The 16246-nt window shown below is 75.1% G+C and carries 12 protein-coding genes and 5 tRNA genes; 7 read left to right on the forward strand and 10 right to left on the reverse strand.

The window, feature by feature from the left end; genetic code table 11:
* Positions 1-181: 181 nt before the first annotated feature.
* On the forward strand, positions 182-697 hold the full coding sequence (locus B9S64_RS04220; protein ID WP_103491455.1) for a DsbA family protein: 516 nt from the start codon (positions 182-184) through the stop codon (positions 695-697).
* A 129-nt stretch (positions 698-826) separates the two neighbouring features.
* Here the strand turns inward: B9S64_RS04220 and B9S64_RS04225 are convergent, their stop codons facing one another.
* The 3 genes from B9S64_RS04225 to B9S64_RS04235 are packed head-to-tail and all read right to left on the reverse strand — an operon-like array spanning position 827 to position 3610.
* Entirely contained in the window at positions 827-1666 is an 840-nt protein-coding gene (locus B9S64_RS04225) for a GNAT family N-acetyltransferase (RefSeq protein ID WP_103491456.1), read from the reverse strand.
* Between the two features lie 49 nt (positions 1667-1715).
* Positions 1716-2537, reverse strand: a complete 822-nt coding sequence (locus tag B9S64_RS04230) for an aminotransferase class IV (RefSeq protein ID WP_103491457.1) — start codon at positions 2535-2537, stop codon at positions 1716-1718.
* Positions 2534-3610, reverse strand: a complete 1077-nt coding sequence (locus B9S64_RS04235) for a chorismate-binding protein (RefSeq protein ID WP_181012304.1) — start codon at positions 3608-3610, stop codon at positions 2534-2536. The genes B9S64_RS04230 and B9S64_RS04235 overlap by 4 nt, the downstream gene beginning before the upstream one ends.
* 167 nt (positions 3611-3777) lie before the next feature.
* Here B9S64_RS04235 and B9S64_RS04240 point away from each other — a divergent pair.
* The 5 genes from B9S64_RS04240 to B9S64_RS04260 all read left to right on the forward strand — a co-directional run bounded on the left by B9S64_RS04240 (position 3778) and on the right by B9S64_RS04260 (position 4237).
* Positions 3778-3850, forward strand: a tRNA-Gly gene (locus B9S64_RS04240).
* A gap of 37 nt (positions 3851-3887) precedes the next feature.
* Positions 3888-3961 (forward strand) — tRNA-Cys (locus tag B9S64_RS04245).
* A gap of 1 nt (position 3962) precedes the next feature.
* A tRNA-Val gene (locus B9S64_RS04250) sits at positions 3963-4034 on the forward strand.
* A 34-nt stretch (positions 4035-4068) separates the two neighbouring features.
* A tRNA-Val gene (locus tag B9S64_RS04255) sits at positions 4069-4140 on the forward strand.
* Positions 4141-4162: 22 nt separating this feature from the next.
* Positions 4163-4237: transfer RNA gene (locus B9S64_RS04260), tRNA-Val, on the forward strand.
* A 159-nt stretch (positions 4238-4396) separates the two neighbouring features.
* On the opposite strand, the gene B9S64_RS04265 is transcribed toward B9S64_RS04260, so the two are convergent.
* The 4 genes from B9S64_RS04265 to B9S64_RS04280 all read right to left on the reverse strand — a co-directional run bounded on the left by B9S64_RS04265 (position 4397) and on the right by B9S64_RS04280 (position 7978).
* Positions 4397-5767 carry an OFA family MFS transporter gene (locus B9S64_RS04265; RefSeq protein WP_103491458.1) on the reverse strand — a complete coding sequence of 457 codons (1371 nt, stop codon included), beginning with the start codon at positions 5765-5767 and terminating at the stop codon, positions 4397-4399.
* Between the two features lie 158 nt (positions 5768-5925).
* Positions 5926-6237, reverse strand: coding sequence for a zf-TFIIB domain-containing protein (locus tag B9S64_RS04270; RefSeq protein WP_103491459.1), 312 nt, complete (start codon positions 6235-6237; stop codon positions 5926-5928).
* A 65-nt stretch (positions 6238-6302) separates the two neighbouring features.
* Positions 6303-7304 carry a phosphotransferase gene (locus B9S64_RS04275; protein WP_109491965.1) on the reverse strand — a complete coding sequence of 334 codons (1002 nt, stop codon included), beginning with the start codon at positions 7302-7304 and terminating at the stop codon, positions 6303-6305.
* 467 nt (positions 7305-7771) lie between these two features.
* Positions 7772-7978 carry a hypothetical protein gene (locus B9S64_RS04280; protein ID WP_028444124.1) on the reverse strand — a complete coding sequence of 69 codons (207 nt, stop codon included), beginning with the start codon at positions 7976-7978 and terminating at the stop codon, positions 7772-7774.
* 651 nt (positions 7979-8629) lie between these two features.
* On the opposite strand from B9S64_RS04280, the gene B9S64_RS04285 reads away from it, so the two are divergent.
* Entirely contained in the window at positions 8630-9991 is a 1362-nt protein-coding gene (locus B9S64_RS04285; RefSeq protein WP_109491966.1) for a serine/threonine-protein kinase, read from the forward strand.
* Here B9S64_RS04285 and B9S64_RS04290 read toward each other — a convergent pair.
* From B9S64_RS04290 to cobT, 3 genes are all read right to left on the reverse strand, one after another.
* Entirely contained in the window at positions 9978-10802 is an 825-nt protein-coding gene (locus B9S64_RS04290; RefSeq protein ID WP_103489222.1) for an RNA methyltransferase, read from the reverse strand. The genes B9S64_RS04285 and B9S64_RS04290 overlap by 14 nt on opposite strands.
* A 79-nt stretch (positions 10803-10881) precedes the next feature.
* On the reverse strand, positions 10882-12132 hold the full coding sequence (gene cobA, locus B9S64_RS04295) for a uroporphyrinogen-III C-methyltransferase (protein ID WP_103489221.1): 1251 nt from the start codon (positions 12130-12132) through the stop codon (positions 10882-10884).
* A 275-nt stretch (positions 12133-12407) separates the two neighbouring features.
* Complete coding sequence (gene cobT / locus B9S64_RS04300; RefSeq protein ID WP_109491967.1) at positions 12408-16103, reverse strand: nicotinate-nucleotide--dimethylbenzimidazole phosphoribosyltransferase; 3696 nt, start codon at positions 16101-16103, stop codon at positions 12408-12410.
* Positions 16104-16246: the final 143 nt, after the last annotated feature.

Below are 16246 nucleotides of genomic sequence, written 5' to 3' on the forward strand. Positions count from 1 at the left end.
CCGGTACGCCCCGTCGGGGCCACGCCCCCGCCCCACATCAGGGACTTCTCAGGGCTCCGCTCCTCCCTGAGGACTGCCGGGCCGCCCGCCCCGCCCGGCCCTTGGGCCCAGGCCGGGGCGGGTGCGGGAGCCGTCGCGGTCCGGGTTCGGGAACCGCCGCGCGGCCTGGAAGACTGGCCGCATGAGCGATTCCACCTCCGCGGCACCGGTCGTCCTCGACGTCTGGTGCGACCTCGAATGCCCCGACTGCCATCTGGCTCTCACCGACGTCCACGCCCTGCGCGCCCGCTACGACGGCCGGCTGGAGGTCCGGCTGCGCCACTTCCCGCTGGACAAGCACAAGCACGCCTACGCCGCGGCGCAGGCCGCCGAGGAGGCCGCCGTCCAGGGCCGGGGGTGGCCGTACGTCGAGGCCCTCCTCGGGCGCACCGACGGTCTCGGGCGCGACGGTGAGCCGGTGCTGCTCGACGTGGCCCGGGAACTGGGGCTGGACGCCGAGGAGTTCGACACGGCCCTGATCGACGGGCGGCACCTGCTGATCGTGGACGCCGACCAGGCCGAGGGAAAGGCGATCGGCGTCACCGGGACACCCACGTATGTGATCGGTGACGAGCGGCTGGACGGCGGGAAGAGCCAGGAGGGGCTGCGGGAGCGGATCGAGGAGATCGCCGACCGGCTGCTGGCCGGCCAGGGCTGAGCGGGAGCGTCCGGGGCTGGGGGTGAGCCCTCGGCCCCGGACCGTCACCCGGCGCGGCCGCCGGTCACCCCCGGCCGGCGCGCCCTCCGGCCACCGTGCCCCGGTCCGGGCCGTGCCCCCGGCCGGCCGTCACAGGGCCTTGGCGAGGTTGTACTGGGTCGTGGCGTAGCCGAGCGACTCGTACAGCCGCAGCGCGGGGGTGTTGGACTCGAAGACGTGCAGGCCGAGCCGGTCCAGGCCCTGGTCGCGGGTGAGCTGCTCGGCCCGGTGCATCAGCGCGCGCCCGTACCCGTGCCCGCGCCGGTCCTCGCGCACCTCGACGTCGAAGACGTAGCCGATCGGCTCGGCGCCCGGCGGGTCGCTGTGGCGTGCCACCCAGACGTGGCCGACGACGTCGTCCCCGTGGGCCAGGACGTCGAAGCGCATGCCCTCGGTGGCCAGGCCGTCCGGCAGATGCGCGGCGTGGTCGGTCTCCGACTTGTGGCGGGCCTGGTCCTCGGGGACGCCGCGCTCCGTCCACTCCCGCGCGTAGGTCTCCACGGCGGTGCTCCTCCAGACGTCGAACTCCGCCTCGGTCATGGGGCGTCCGACGAGTTCGCCAGGGGGTGCGGGGACGGGTTCCCCGAGGTCCTTGACCATGTTCCGGCTGCGCGCGGTGTAGCCGAGCGCGGCGGCGAAGGCCCGCGCGCCGGGGTCGTCGGCGAGCGCCACCAGGCGGACCTGGGTGCAGCCCCAGCCGCGCAGCACCTCCTCCGCGGCGAGCGCGGCGATCGTGCCCCTGCCCCGCCGGCGGTCCGGCTCGTCGATCCGCAGGCGGCGCAGTACGGCCGCCGAGGGGCCGAAGCGCGGGTCGGTGCTGATCTCGACGGCCCCGACGGGACGCCCGTTGTCGCACACGTCGTACGTGCGTACGCGCGTGCCGTCGGTGTCTTCTTCGATCGGCCCGGTCGGCCGGAGTGTGGTGGTCATCAGGGCTTTCTATCCGGCAGACGGCCGCCCGTCATCCGGATTTCCGGTTTCAGGGGTCGAGATCGTCCGCCGCGCGCTCGTCGAAGATCCGCATGGCCTTCGCCGTGACGGGCCCGGGGGCGCCCGGCACCGCACGCCCGTCGACCGCGTGGACGGCCTGGACGTCGCGGAGCGTGGAGGTCAGGAAGATCTCGTCGGCCCGTTCCAGGACGTCGTGCGGGAGGTCGGTCTCCCTGGCCCCGGTCCACCCGGCGACCAGGGCGCGGGTGATGCCCGCGAGGCAGCCGGAGGAGAGCGGGGGTGTGTGGAGCTCTCCGTCGAGGACGACGAAGACGTTGGAGCCGGTGCCCTCGCAGAGCCGCCCGGCGGTGTTGGGGAACAGCGCCTCGGTGGCCCCCCGCTCATGGGCGCGGGCCAGGGCGACGACGTTCTCGGCGTACGAGGTGGTCTTGAGCCCGGTCAGCGCGCCACGCTCGTTACGCGTCCAGGGGACGGTGATCACCGCCGTGCTGTCGGGGCGGCGTACGGACTCGCCCAGGGCGACGTAGAGGCCGGGGCCCGCGTCGCCCCGGTCGGATCCGAGCGGGGAGAGGCCTCCGGTGTAGGTGATCCGCAGCCGGGCGAGCGGCACGGGGTTGGCCTCGACGACGGCGCCCACCGCGCGGCGGACCTCGTCCGTGTCGGGGTCGGGCAGGCCCAGACCGCGTGCGGAGCGGGTCAGCCGGTCCAGGTGCCGGGTGAGGGCGAAGGGGCGGCCGCGGGTGATCTTGACCGTCTCGAAGACGCCGTCCCCCACGGTGAGTCCGTGGTCGAGCACGGACACCCGTGCGTCATCCGCGTCCCGCAGTCCGCCGTCGACCCAGATCCTCATGCGCCGGTCCTTCCCGTGTCCGCGTCGTCCCCGCAGGTGACGGGGTCGTACGCGCCCGACGCTACAGCCAGCAGGCGGGACGCCTTGAGTTCGGTCTCCGCCCATTCGCGCGCCGGGTCGGACCCCCAGGTGATGCCGGCGCCGGTACCGAAGCGGAGCAGGGGCGCGGGTCCGGCGCGGTCGATCCAGAAGCTGCGTATGCCGACGGCGAGCGAGGCGATGCCCCGGTCGGCGTCCACCCACCCGACGCCTCCGCAGTAGGGGCCGCGCGGCGCGGTCTCCAGGGCGCGGATGATCCGCAGGGCACTGGACTTGGGGGCGCCGGTCACGGAGCCGGGCGGGAAGGCGGCGTCGAGCAGTTCCGGCCATCCGGCGCCGTCCGCGAGCCGCCCCCGGACCGTGGAGACGAGGTGGACGAGCCCGGGGTGCTTCTCCACCACGCAGAGGTCGGGGACGGTGACGCTGCCGGTCGCGCAGACGCGGCCGAGGTCGTTGCGGACGAGGTCCACGATCATCACGTTCTCCGCGTGGTCCTTCTCCAGCAGGTCGCCCTCGGTCCGCCCGGTGCCCTTGATCGGCCCGGACTCCACGGTGCGGCCGTCACGCCGGAGGAAGAGTTCGGGGGACGCGGTGGCGACCTCCACGCCGTGCGCGGGCAGCCGGACGGTTCCGGCGTACGGGGCGGGGTTGCCGCGGGCGAGCAGGGCGGTGAGGGCGTCCACGTCGGCGGCCGGGTCGGGCAGGGGCGCGGTCAGGACACGGCAGAGGTTGGCCTGGTAGACCTCGCCGGCCGCGATGTGTTCACGGATCCGCCGCACGCCCGCCGTGTAGGCGTCCTCGTCCAGTGATGAGGTCCAGTCCCGGGGGGCCGGTCCGCGCCAGGCGCCGGGGACGGGCGGCGGTACCGGCTCGTTCCGTACGGTGGCGAAGCGCGCGCAGGTCAGACGGCCTTCGAAGTCGGCGCAGACGGCCCAGAAGCCGGACGATTCGAGGGCCGCGGGGTCGCTGGTGACGTCCTTCAGACCGGAGGCGACGAGGCCGCCGAAGCGGGCCAGGGGGGCGTGGTCGTGCACGTGGACGAGTGTAGGACGGCCCTCCCGCCGGCCGGCGCGGGCGGCGGGTGACCTGCGGCGGGGCGACGGCGGCGCAGCACGCTGCGTAAACGCGTTTTTGTGCTGGCCCGGGAATCCGCTAGAGTTCAACACGTCGCCGGGACGCGCAAGCGGACCGGGAAAGACAAGCGGACGTAGCTCAGTTGGTAGAGCGCAACCTTGCCAAGGTTGAGGTCGCCAGTTCGAACCTGGTCGTCCGCTCGCAGAAGATGGGGGATCGTCCCGAGCCCCCATCCCTGGTGGAGTGGCCGAGAGGCGAGGCAACGGCCTGCAAAGCCGTCTACACGGGTTCAAATCCCGTCTCCACCTCCAAGGACGATTAGCTCAGCGGGAGAGCGCTTCCCTGACACGGAAGAGGTCACTGGTTCAATCCCAGTATCGTCCACTGGTCCGGAAGGATCTGGTCCGTAAGGATCCCCGCGCGATTAGCTCAGCGGGAGAGCGCTTCCCTGACACGGAAGAGGTCACTGGTTCAATCCCAGTATCGCGCACGCGGTTCACGCAGGTTCACCTGCGCGATTAGCTCAGCGGGAGAGCGCTTCCCTGACACGGAAGAGGTCACTGGTTCAATCCCAGTATCGCGCACCACCGTCCGAAGCCCCGGTCATGTCGATGACCGGGGCTTCGTCGTGTGCGCGGGCGGGGGCGGGTCAGCCGGTGAAGAGCTGGGTGGCCTTGCGGACGAGTTCGTACAGGCCGTAGGCGAACGGTACGGCGACCCAGAGCCAGACGAACGCCATGAGCGGCTTACGAGTCCTGGTGGACACGGGCGGTCCCTCCTTCCGGTGCCTCGTGGCCTCGCGGCGTCTCGTGGAAGCGGGCGTGGACCGGGCGGATGCATTCGTTGGCGACGAAACCGACGGCCAGCAGCACGGTCATCACGACGAGGGACGTCGTGTAGAGGCCGGGGCCGCTGTGACCGGCCCGCTCCCCCGCGTCGGCGACCCGGTTGACGATCAGCGGGCCGAGCACGCCGGCGGTGGACCAGGCGGTGAGGAGCCGGCCGTGGATGGCGCCGACCTGGTAGGTGCCGAAGAGGTCCCTGAGGTAGGCGGGCGCGGTCGCGAAGCCGCCTCCGTAGAAGGAGAGGATCAGCAGCGCGCAGCAGACGAAGAGGGGCTTGGAGTCGTTGCCGAGCTGGGCGATCACGACGTACATCAGGGCCCCGGCGCCGAGGTAGACGCGGTACATGTTCTTGCGGCCGATCAGGTCCGAGGTGGACGACCACACGAGCCGGCCGCCCATGTTGGCGAGCGAGAGCAGGGCGACGAAGCCCGCGGCGGCGGAGGTGCTGACCGGTACGGGGGTCTCGCCGAAGAAGTCCGTGATCATCGGGGCGGCCTTCTCCAGGATGCCGATGCCCGCGGTGACGTTCATGCAGAGCACCACCCACAGGCACCAGAACTGCGGGGTGCGCAGGGCGTTGCGGGCGGAGACCTGGGCGGTGGTGACGAGCCTGCGGGTCTCCCGCTTCGGCTGCCATCCGGCGGGGAGCCAGCCCTCGGGCGGTATCCGCACGAGGAGGACGCCGAGCGCCATGAACGCCGCGTAGACGACGCCGTGCACGAGGAAGGCGGTGGCGATGCCGGAGCGGTCGGTGCCGAAGCCGTCCAGCATGCCGGTGGACCAGGGGGAGGCGATGAGGGCGCCGCCGCCGAAGCCCATGATGGCGATGCCGGTCGCCATGCCGGGGCGGTCGGGGAACCACTTGATCAGGGTGGAGACCGGCGAGATGTAGCCGATGCCGAGCCCGATGCCGCCGATGAACCCGTAGCCGAGCACGACGAGCCAGAACTGGCCGGTGGCGGCGCCGAGTGCCGCGACGAGGAAGCCGGACGAGAAGCAGACCAGCGAGACGAACATGGCCCAGCGCGGGCCGTTGCGCTCGACGAGGGTGCCGCCGAAGGCCGCGGAGAGGCCGAGCATGACGATGCCCAGCTGGAACGGGAGGGCGCTCGCGGTGCCGGAGAGGTCCAGGGCGGATTCGAGCGGCGGTTTGAAGACGCTCCAGGCGTAGGCCTGACCGATGGAGAGGTGCACGGCGAGCGCGGCGGGTGGCACGAGCCACCGGCTCCAGCCCGGGGGTGCGATGGTGCGGGACCTGTCCAGGAAGTTCATGGGGCCGCACTCTAGGCATCGGCCGCTCCCGTGAACAGATCATGGACACAAGCGCTTTCGGGGACCGTCGGCCCGCGCGGGTACGGACGGGCGCCACGGCCGGTACCGCGCGGGTACGGACCGGGCTCCCGCGGCCGGTGCCCGCGCGGACGCGGGGTTCAGGAGGAGAAGAGCATCCGGCCGAAGCTCTTGTGGCGGTGGTGGCCGCCGTAGTGGCCGCCCTGGTGGGGGGCGGCGCCCCAGGCGGGGCCCGGGGCGGCGGGGTAGGGCTGCTGCTGCGCGGGCGGGTAGGCCTGCGGCGCGGGCGGGGCGGGCGGCGCCTGCTGCGTCCACTGGGACTCCAGGCGGGTCAGGGACTCCAGCTCGCCGTAGTCCAGGAATATCCCGCGACAGCCGCCGCACTGCTCGATCTGGACACCGTTGCGGTTGTACGTGTGCATCTGGGCGTGGCACTTGGGGCACTGGAACATCGGGTCGGCTCCTCACCGTCGTGTCGACGTCGCCGGAATGCGTGCCCGGCGTCCGCCGGTTCACCCTACGACGCGGATGTCCCGGTCAACTCGCCCGGGAGAGAGGCGATTCGGGCGCAGGCGTCGAGCATCAGCCGCTCCACCTCGTCCGGACCGCGGCCTTCCGCCGAGGACTTGGCGAGCGCGAGCGCGGCCGTCTGCACGGTGAGCGCGCGCGCCGGGACGTCCAGCTCGGGCCATGGATCGCCGTCGGCGCGTACGGCGGGGCCGCCCTCGGCGCGGTAGGCGTCCAGGAAGCGCAGCCAGACCTCGGTGCCCAGCAGCCCGGCCGCGTACCAGGCGGCGGGGCGGGCGAGGTCCCAGGCGGGGTCGCCGAGGCCCGCGTCGTCGATGTCGATGAGCAGCCAGGGGCCGTCCGGTGTGCCGTCCCGGACGGGGTGCCGGACGAGCTGGCCGAGGTGCAGGTCACCGTGGCAGAGGAAGCCGGCCCGGTGCGCGGGGGCGGGCGCCTCGCCGCGCGCCCAGCCGGGCAGGGAGCACCAGGCCGCGAGGACCGTCCGGCCGGCGTCCGGGTCCCCGCCCGGCGGCGGCCCGGCGGCGCGCATACGGGCGACGGCGCGGGCCGCCTTGGCCGGGCCCCGCATCGGCGGGAACGGGTGCGGCGGCGGGGTGCGGTGCAGCCGGGCCAGGAGGACGGCGGCCTCCTCCCAGGGGGCGGCGTCGGGGTCCGCGGGATCGACGGGCCGGCCGTAGGGCCAGAGGGTCACGGCGCGGCCGTGGACGGTGCGGGCGGCCCGCGCGTCGCCGGGCGGGACGGGCGGGGCGCCGAGCGGCGGGAGCAGGATGCCCGCCGCCCGGGGCGAGGCCGCGAGTGCCAGCCGGGCCGCGAGGTCCGGGGGGTGCGCGTCCGGGGCGTGCGCCTTGGCGACCACCGGCCCGCTGCGGACCACCGTGCCGTCGGGGCGGTCCGCGAGGACCTCGGGGGGCGCGCAGTCGCACGGGCCGGGCGGATGGGCGCCTTGGTGCGCCAGGGTGCCCAGGGCACGCGCGACGGAGGCGGTGGTCATCGGTTGGACTCCCCCGGACGGCGACCGGCCGACCGTACGGCGGGCCGGCCGCGAGCCTACGCGGGGCGGGGAGTGGCCGGGGCCTGCGTGGGGCGGCGGGCATCGCGGGGCGGGCGTCCGGCCCACGGGGCGCCGTACGGCGGGGCGGGCGGGCACCGGGCCTGTCGGGGGTACGGGGAACGGCCGTGCGGCGGGAGAGCCGGTCCTACACGGCGCCGGGCGCCGGGCCGTCAGGACTACGGGCCGTCAGGACTACGTGGCGTCAGGACTACGTGGCGGCACAACCTCGGGACGCCCGGTACCCGGCGCGGCCCCCGGACAGGCGGCGCGCGGGCCCCGGACAGCGCGATGTCCGGCCAGCTCCCCAGCTGGCCGGACAAACGCTGCCGTCCGCCGCACCCCCGTCCCCACGGGGTTGTTGGCCGGATGTCCCGGTCCGGACCGCTCTTCCGGACCCGGGGCGCCGCTCAGCGCCCCAGCATCACGCCCACGGACGACGCCTGTGTGACCACTGCTTCCCAGCCGCCGAAGACGACGACGAGCAGGGCCGCCAGGGGAAGGACCATGGCCGTCGCCACCACCGGGTGACGGCGGCCGGACGGGCGTGCGCCGAAGGCGGCGTACGCCCTGCGGCTCCGTGCGCGGATCATGGTCCGCGTAGCCGTGTCCGCCATGTTCCTCTCCTGACCAGTTCCGGAGCGGCGGGCGTCTGGCCTCGGGGGACGAGTTCCACGCCCGCCGCTTGACCTCAACATTAGGGAAGCGGGGACCGCCCGGCGTCATGCCCGCGTACCGATTGCCGGGCCTCCCGGAGGATGAGCGGATCCCGTGGGCGTACTCCCCTGGGTGGAGACGGGGCGCCGGATCCCGGGGACTTCCCGGAGGGGTCGTAGGGGGGAAGGCCTCCGTGGGCGGCACCCGGGGCACGGGCGGCACCCGGCGGGCGCACCGGCCGCCATGGGCCCCCGGGAGGCCGCGACGCGGGGTGACTTCACTCACGTCCGGGGCCCCCGGGTGGAGGCCCGTCCCCCTTCCGCGGCCCCTCCCTGACGTCCCCGGGCCGCCGGTGCCGGTGGCGGGGACCCCCTCGGACGAGGTAACGAACTGATGAACCGCCACTGATCCAACCACCCGGCCATGGACGCCCTTTGGGGCCGCCCGCCGGCCGTCGGCCGTACCGCCGCGGTTCCCTGATTCCGGCTCACCTCCCGTGCCTGGCAACGGCAATCGGTCGCGGGACGAGGGCGCGGCCTCTGAGCGCGCCGCGCCACGGGTACGTAAGCTGTGCCTCGTCAGGCGGACCAGGCAGCGGGGATGGGCAGACGATGGCGATGATGCGGCTCCGGCGCGAGGACCCGCGTGTCGTCGGCTCGTTCAGGCTCCACCGGCGGCTCGGCGCGGGCGGCATGGGCGTCGTCTATCTGGGGTCCGACCGCCGGGGCCAGCGGGTGGCGCTGAAGGTGATCAGGCCCGACCTCGCCGAGGACCAGGAGTTCCGGTCCCGCTTCGCCCGCGAGGTGTCCGCCGCCCGGCGGATCCGCGGCGGGTGTACGGCCCGTCTGGTGGCGGCCGACCTGGAGGCGGACCGCCCGTGGTTCGCGACCCAGTACGTCCCCGGACCGTCGTTGCACGACAAGGTCGCCGAGGAGGGGCCGCTCCCGGCCGCCGAGGTGGCCTCCATCGGGGCGGCGCTCTCCGAGGGGCTCGTGGCGGTGCACGAGGCGGGGGTCGTCCACCGCGACCTGAAGCCGTCGAACATCCTCCTCTCCCCCAAGGGCCCCCGGATCATCGACTTCGGTATCGCCTGGGCGACCGGGGCCAGCACGCTCACCCACGTCGGGACCGCCGTCGGCTCCCCCGGCTTCCTCGCACCGGAGCAGGTGCGGGGCGCGGCGGTGACACCGGCCACGGACGTGTTCTCGCTGGGCGCCACCCTGGCGTACGCGGCGATGGCCGACTCGCCGTTCGGACACGGCAGTTCCGAGGTGATGCTCTACCGCGTGGTGCACGAGGAGCCGTATCTCTTCGACGTGCACGACGCGCTCGCCCCGCTGGTGCGGGCCTGTCTCGCGAAGGACCCCGAGGAGCGGCCGAGCACGCTGCAACTGTCCATGCGGCTGAAGGAGATCGCGGCGCGCGAGGCGCAGGGGCTCCACGAGCGGCGGCCTCCCGTCCAGCGCGACGAACGGGAGCTGGACCGGCCGACCGGGCGGCTGGAGAGCCCGTACGCCGAGCAGCAGACCCGGCGGTCGGGCGGCGGGCCCACCCCGGCGCCGCGTTCGCCGGTCAGGCGGCCCGCCGCGTCGCGGTCGGGGGTCTCACCCCGTACGGGCGGGTCGCGGCCTCAGGCCGCCCGGGGCGGCTCGCGCCCGGCCAAGCGCCCGCACTCCACCGGTGCGACGGGCGGTGTGCCCGGTACGGGCCGCCGTCCGGGCACCCGCCCCGGGGCGCGGACGACGGCGACCGGCCGCGGCGGTGTGCGGCGGCCCGCCAATCCCCGGTTGCTGCGGCAGCGGCTCGTGGTGTTCGTCGTGGTGACGTTGCTGGTGGCGCTGGGGATCGCGGCCGCCCAGGGCTGCCAGGGCCCGGCGCGTGGGATGGGCGGCGCACCGCCGTCCCCGTACACGGGCGCGGCCGTCGTCGCCCCGGCGCACGGACACGTGCCCGACGGGGTCAGGGCCGCGTGAGGCGGGTCGCGTAGAAGGCGACGGCGGAGGCGGCGGCCACGTTGAGCGAGTCGACCCCGGCGTCCATCGGGATGCGGACGTGCAGGTCGGCCGCGGCGAGGGCCTGGGGCGTCAGCCCGTCGCCCTCCGTACCGAAGAGAAGGGCCAGCTTCCCGTCCTGGCGTGCGGCGAGTGCGTCCAGGGTGATCGAACGGTCGCTCAGGCACAGCGCGGCGGTGGTGAACCCGGCCGTACGGAGTGACGTGAGGTCGTGGGGCCAGGATTCCAGCCGGGTCCAGGGGACGTGGAAGACGGACCCCATCGACACCTTCACGGCCCGCCGGTAGAGCGGGTCGGCGCAGCGCGGGGTGAGCAGGACGGCGTCGACGCCGAGCGCGGCGGCGTTACGGAAGGCGGCGCCCAGGTTGGCGTGGTCGACCAGGTCCTCGAACACGGCGACACGGCGTACGTCCCCGTGGGCGGGGGCCAGGAGGGCGTCCACGGACGGCAGGGGCCGGCGCCCCATGGCGGCGAGCGCCCCGCGGTGGACGTGGTAGCCGGTGACGCGCTCGGCGAGTTCCGGGGTGACCGCGTAGACCGGGGCGCGTTCCTCGTCGATGACGTCGCGCATGACGTCGAACCACTTGGCGGTCAGCATCATGGACCGCATCGCGTACCCGGCGTTCCTGGCCCGCCGGATGACCTTCTCGCCCTCGGCGATGAAGAGGCCTTCGGCGGGTTCGCGCCGGCGCCGGAGCTGGACGTCGGTCAGGTCCGTGTAGTCGCTCAGACGCGGGTCGTCGGGGTCGTCGACGGTGAGGAGTTCAGCCACGGGTCGTACTGCCTTGTTTCCGGTCGAGAGGAGCGGGAGGAGGGGTGGACGGCCGGCCCGCCCGGGGGTGTCCGGCGGATCAGGGCCGGGCGCCCCCGAGGCCGGCACCGACGGCGACGACCTCTCCGACGACCACGACCGCCGGGGGGCGTACGTCCTCGGCGACGGCCCGCTCCCCCACCGTGGCGAGGGTGGCGTCGACCCTGCGCTGGGCGGCCGTGGTGCCCTCCTGGACCAGGGCGACCGGGGTGTCCGGGGACTTGCCGTGGGCGATGAGCGCCTGGGCGATGGAGCCGATCTTGTCGACGGCCATCAGCAGGACCAGGGTGCCCCGCAGCCGGGCGAGCGCCTCCCAGTCGACCAGGGAGCGCGGGTCGTCCGGGGCGACATGGCCGCTGACCACGGTGAACTCATGGGCGACCCCGCGGTGGGTGACGGGGATACCGGCCGCTCCGGGCACGGAGATGGTGCTGGAGATGCCGGGGACGACGGTGCACGGGATGCCTTCGGCGGCCAGCGCCAGAGCTTCCTCCATGCCCCGGCCGAAGACGTACGGGTCGCCGCCCTTGAGGCGGACGACGGCCTTGCCCGCCTTGGCGTGGTCGATCAGCGCCTGGTTGATCGCCTCCTGGGCCATGAAGCGGCCGTACGGGATCTTCGCGGCGTCGATCACCTCGACGTGCGGGGGGAGTTCGTCGAGCAGGGCACGGGGGCCGAGCCGGTCCGCGATGACGACGTCGGCCTCGGCGAGGAGGCGGCGGCCGCGGACGGTGATCAGGTCCGGGTCGCCGGGACCGCCGCCGACCAGGGCGACACCGGGGGCGCGGGTGCGGTGGTGCGGGGCGGCGAGGGTGCCGTCGCGCAGGCCCTCGACGATGGCGTCCCGTACGGCGGCGGAGTGGCGGGGGTCCCGGCCGTGCGAGGTGGTGGTGAGGACGGCGACCGTGATGCCCTCGCTGCGGCCGGTGGCCGGGGTCCACGCGGTCGCGGCCTCCGCGTCGTCGCTGCGGACGCACCAGGTGCGGGTGCGTTCGGCCTCGGCGGAGGCGGCGTCGTTGGCGGCGGCGTCGGTGGTCGCGATCAGGGCGTACCAGGTGTCGGCGAGGTCGCCGTCCTGGTACCGGCGGCGCTCCCAGCGGATCTCGCCCGCGTCGGCCATCGCCTCGACGGACGGGGTGGCCGACGGGGAGACCAGGGTGATGTCCGCCCCGGCCGCGACGAGGGCGGACAGCCGGCGCTGCGCGACCTGGCCGCCGCCCACGACGACGACGCGGCGACCGGTCAGACGCAGTCCGACGGGGTAGGCGGGGTGATCGTCGTACTCGGCCATGGCTCGTGCGGCTCCTCGTGCGGGGTGCGGTGTTGCTGCGGGCCGCTGCGGCGATGGAGCGGCGGTGTGGCCGCCGGGACCCGCCCGTCGGCGCCTTCGGTACGTCGTCGTGTCGTCGTGTCGTACGCGCGCGGCACGGCCGTACGGCGTGGGACCACGATACGGGGTGGTGGGAGGGGGTACGGGAGGGGTGGGCGTGCTCGCCGCCCCTCCCGTGCCCCGGGCTCCCGCCCGGCCGGTTCGACCGGTCGGGACGGCCGGGCCCGGCCGCTTCGCTACTTCTCCGTCACGCCCGCCGCGTCGAACGTCGCGACCTCGTGCATGGCGCGGGCCGCGCTCTGGACGATGGGGAGCGCCAGCAGTGCCCCGGTGCCTTCGCCGAGGCGGAGGTCCAGGTCGACCAGCGGACGCAGGCCCAGCTTGTTGAGGGCCGCCACATGGCCGGGTTCGGCGCTGCGGTGTCCGGCGACGCACGCGGCGAGCGCCTCGGGGGCGACGGCCCGCGCCACCAGTGCCGAGGCACCGGCGCTCACGCCGTCCAGGATCACCGGCGTGCGCAGGGACGCGCCGCCCAGCAGGAAGCCCGCCATCGCGGCGTGCTCCAGGCCGCCGACCGCGGCCAGCACCCCGATCGGGTCCGCGGGGTCGGGCTGGTGCAGTTCCAGGGCGCGGCGGACCACGTCCACCTTGCGCGCGTGCATCTCGTCGTTGATGCCGGTGCCCCGGCCGGTGACCTCGGCCGGGTCCATGCCCGTGTACACGCAGATCAGCGCGGCGGACGCGGTGGTGTTGGCGATGCCCATCTCACCGGTGACGAGGGCCTTGTTCCCGGCCGCGACCAGGTCCCGGGCGGTCTCGATGCCGACCTCGATCGCGGCGAGCACCTCCTCGCGGGTCAGTGCCGGGCCGGTGGTGAAGTCCGCCGTACCCGGACGGACCTTGCGGGGCAGCAGTCCGGGGGACGCCGGCAGGTCGGTCGCCACACCCACGTCGACCACACACACCTCGGCGCCCACCTGCGCGGCGAAGGCGTTGCAGACGGCGCCGCCGCCCAGGAAGTTGGCGACCATCTGGGCAGTGACCTCCTGCGGCCACGCGGTGACGCCCTGGGCGTGCACCCCGTGGTCCCCCGCGAAGATCGCCACGGCCGCGGGTTCCGGGATCGGCGGCGGGCACATCCGGGAGAGCCCGGACAGCTGGGCGGAGATGATCTCCAGCATCCCCAGGGCGCCCGCGGGCTTCGTCATCCGCTTCTGGCGTTCCCAGGCCTCGCCGAGCGCCTTGGCGTCCAGCGGGCGGATGTTGGCGATGGTCTCTTGGAGCAGGTCGTGCGGCGCCTCACCGGGCAGGGCGCGGCGGCCGTACGTCTCCTCGTGCACGACCCAGGACAGCGGGCGGCGCTTGGACCAGCCCGCCTGCATCAGCTCGGGCTCCTCGGGGAACTCGTCCACGTAGCCGACGCAGAGGTACGCCACGACTTCCAGGTGTTCGGGCAGGCCCAGGGCGCGGACCATCTCCCGCTCGTCGAAGAAGCTCACCCAGCCGACACCGAGCCCTTCGGCTCGGGCGGCGAGCCAGAGGTTCTCGACGGCGAGCGCCGAGGAGTACGGGGCCATCTGCGGCTGGGTGTGCCGGCCGAGGGTGTGCCGGCCGCCACGGGTGGGGTCGGCGGTGACGACGATGTTCACCGGGGTGTCGAGGATGGCCTCGATCTTCAGTTCCTTGAACTGCTTGGCCCGCGCCTTGGGCAGCGACTTGGCGTACGCCTCGCGCTGGCGCTGGGCCAGTTCGTGCATGGAACGGCGGGTCTCGGCGGAGCGGATGACGACGAAGTCCCAGGGCTGCGAGTGGCCCACGCTGGGCGCGGTGTGCGCGGCCTCCAGCACCCTCAGCAGGACCTCGTGCGGGATGGGGTCGCTGCGGAATCCGTTGCGGATGTCGCGGCGCTCGCGCATGACGCGCAGGACGGCCTCGCGCTCGGCCTCGTCGTAGCCGGGGGCGGGCGGGGCGAGGGGGACCTCATCCTCCGCCGCCACTCCGGGCTCTCCCGGCTCGGCGTCCTGGGTGTCCTGGTCCTCGGCCGTGTGTGCGGCGGGGGTGGCTGGGACGGGCCCGGCGGGCGCCTCCACGGGGGCGACGGGGGCCTCGGAGGGCTGTTCCGCCGTGGCCTTGGGGGGCTGTCCGGCCGTGTCCCCGGCCGGTTCCTCGACGGTGGCGGGGGCCGGGGCCGGCGAGGCGGGAGCGGGCCGGTCCGGGGTTCCGGCTCCGGGGGTCTCTGCCTGCGGGGTCTCGGCCTGCGGAATCTCTACCTGCGGATCCGCCGGTGCGGGGGCCTCGGACTCGGTGGTCTCCGCTTCGGAATCCGCTCCGGCTACGGGGGCGGCCTCGGCTTCGGCGGGCCCGGCTTCGGAGGCGGCCTCGGCTTGAGGGGTCACGGCTTCGGGGGTCTCGATGATCTCCGGGCCGGTGCCCGCCTCCTCCGGCCGGACGTCCGGTGCCACGGCGACGGCCGGGGCCTCCTGCGGCACGGCGGCGGCACGGGCCGCGGCGGCCTCCACGAAGGGCGGCTCGGCAGGTACCGGCTCCGGCGCGGTGGCGGGCTGCTCGGCCTCGGCCTCCGGCGGCACCGGCCCGGCGACGGGAGCGGGGGCGGCGTGCGTGCCCTCGGAGACGGGGCCGTCCACGGCGACGAACTGGCCGCCCATGCTCTCGGTCGACGAAGCCCGCGCGACCTCCTCGGCCGAAGGCGCCGGCGTCGGCTCCTGTACGGGCACGGCGGGCTGCTCGGCCACGGGCTGTTCGGTGACCGGCTGTTCGGCGGTGGGCTGCTCGGCCACCGGCTGCTCGGCCACCGGCTGTTCGGCCACCGGCTGTTCGGCCACCGGCTGTTCGGCAAGGGGCTGTTCGGCGGTGGGCCGGGGCGCCGCCTCCACGGCGGCCTGTACCGGGATCTCGGCGGGCTCGACGCCCGGCCGCGGTGCCTCCGGTTCCGCCACGGCGGCCTCGGACGGTGCCGGGACGACCGTTTCTGCGGTCGCGGGCCGCTCCGGCGCGGGAACAGCGGCCGGTTCCTGGACCGGGGCGGGCTCCTGGACGGCGGGCGCGACCTCCTGGACCGGGGCGGGCTCCTGGACCGGGGCGGGCTCCGGGAGGGGCGCCGCCTCCGGGGCGGCTTCCTGGACGGCGGGGGCCACGGGCTCGGCAGGGGCGGCTGCTTCGGCCTGGGCCACGGCCTCGGCGATCTGGCCCGCGGGCTCGGCGATCTGGCCCGCGGGCTCGGCGGCCTGGGCCACGGCCTCGGCGGCCTGGGCCACGGGCTCGGCGGCCTGGACCGAGGCCTCGGCGGGAACGGTGGGCTCGGGGGCCTGGACCGCGGCCTCGGGGCGGATGGTCGGTTCCGGTGCCTGGGCGGCCCACGGGGTCGCTCCCCGCGGCGGGATCTCCCCCAGCTGCGGGCCCGGCAGCAGGCCGAGGTCCGCCGGGACCTCGATGTGCTCGGGGCCGCTCACCGGCGGTCCGGCGTGCCGTGCGGGCGCCGGGGCCTGCGGGGCACCGGCCGGGCCCCGGTCGGCCAGCGAACGGACGACCCCGCCGGTGGCGTTCGCCCCGTACGACGGGGCCTCGACGGGGCCTCGGCGCAGCGGGCGCCGGGCGGCCGGGGCGGGCGCGCCCGCCGGGGCCGGGGTCCGCGCCGCGGCGTGGTCGGCCGGGCCGGTGCCGTGCGCTCCGGCCGCGGTCCGGCCCTGCGCGGGTACCTGGGGCGCGGGCTGGGCCGGGTGGTCGCCCGGTGCGGCCGGGCCGTCGCTCCAGGCGCCCTGGGCCGCGGGCATCAGCAGGAGGTCGTCGTCCTCGGGGGCCTGCTCGGAGGGGTCGAGGAAGGTGTACGCGTCCGGGGCGGGGATGCCCGGCTGCTCCACCATGCCTGCGTGCTCCGGCAGTCCCTCGCCCGGGATCTGGCCGGTGTCGGTCATGCGTACCCCTCGCCCATCGTCAGTGCTCCTTCGGCCCTTCGCCCGGGACGCCCGAACCACGGCACGCCGGTGCTCGTCAACAAGAACGAGCGGGCTCGCCGCGCGGCACGAACCGCGCGTGGAGCCGTCCGTACCCGCGGTCG

The organism is Streptomyces sp. SM18 (assembly GCF_002910775.2).
In the GTDB taxonomy this organism is placed as follows: domain Bacteria; phylum Actinomycetota; class Actinomycetes; order Streptomycetales; family Streptomycetaceae; genus Streptomyces; species Streptomyces halstedii.

Excerpts from the sequence above, each read along its gene's own strand:
- B9S64_RS04220 (WP_103491455.1), top strand. The coding sequence starts at position 182 with ATGAGCGATTCCACCTCCGCGGCACCGGTCGTCCTCGACGTCTGGTGC.
- cobA (WP_103489221.1), bottom strand. The coding sequence starts at position 12,132 with ATGGCCGAGTACGACGATCACCCCGCCTACCCCGTCGGACTGCGTCTG.
- B9S64_RS04225 (WP_103491456.1), bottom strand. The coding sequence starts at position 1,666 with ATGACCACCACACTCCGGCCGACCGGGCCGATCGAAGAAGACACCGAC.
- B9S64_RS04280 (WP_028444124.1), bottom strand. The coding sequence starts at position 7,978 with ATGGCGGACACGGCTACGCGGACCATGATCCGCGCACGGAGCCGCAGG.
- B9S64_RS04270 (WP_103491459.1), bottom strand. The coding sequence starts at position 6,237 with ATGTTCCAGTGCCCCAAGTGCCACGCCCAGATGCACACGTACAACCGC.
- cobT (WP_109491967.1), bottom strand. The coding sequence starts at position 16,103 with ATGACCGACACCGGCCAGATCCCGGGCGAGGGACTGCCGGAGCACGCA.
- B9S64_RS04230 (WP_103491457.1), bottom strand. The coding sequence starts at position 2,537 with ATGAGGATCTGGGTCGACGGCGGACTGCGGGACGCGGATGACGCACGG.
- B9S64_RS04275 (WP_109491965.1), bottom strand. The coding sequence starts at position 7,304 with ATGACCACCGCCTCCGTCGCGCGTGCCCTGGGCACCCTGGCGCACCAA.
- B9S64_RS04285 (WP_109491966.1), top strand. The coding sequence starts at position 8,630 with ATGGCGATGATGCGGCTCCGGCGCGAGGACCCGCGTGTCGTCGGCTCG.
- B9S64_RS04265 (WP_103491458.1), bottom strand. The coding sequence starts at position 5,767 with ATGAACTTCCTGGACAGGTCCCGCACCATCGCACCCCCGGGCTGGAGC.